The sequence below is a fragment of the Turicimonas sp. TL08 genome (assembly GCF_054660695.1).
Genome location: NZ_BAAGDP010000124.1, coordinates 1 through 242, shown reverse-complemented (window position 1 = coordinate 242; position 242 = coordinate 1). Strand labels below are relative to the sequence as shown.

The 242-nt window shown below is 55.4% G+C and carries 1 protein-coding gene; it reads left to right on the top strand.

The window, feature by feature from the left end:
* The coding region (locus ACYQ4O_RS13195) for a hypothetical protein (protein WP_460175899.1) at positions 1 to 236 on the top strand (236 nt) is incomplete at its 5' end.
* Positions 237 to 242 lie beyond the last annotated feature (6 nt).

Sequence of the window (242 nt, the reverse complement as noted above, 5' to 3'; positions counted from 1 at the left end):
GGATCTACGTCCTAGGGTCCTGTATGAGTATTGGGCGTTGGGTATACATGCCCCCAAACCCGCCTAGACCGCCTCCTATCCGCTTCCTGTTCGTTGAACATGCATTTTGCTATCAGCTTCCTTCAGACTCAACGTCGCCGTTGAACCCTTGCCGAGTCGCTAACCTTTCCCCTCATCGGGCAGGTTCGGGATTTGCACCCTATAGAGAGACGCCCTGCTGGGCGCACATCGAGTAGAGGGTT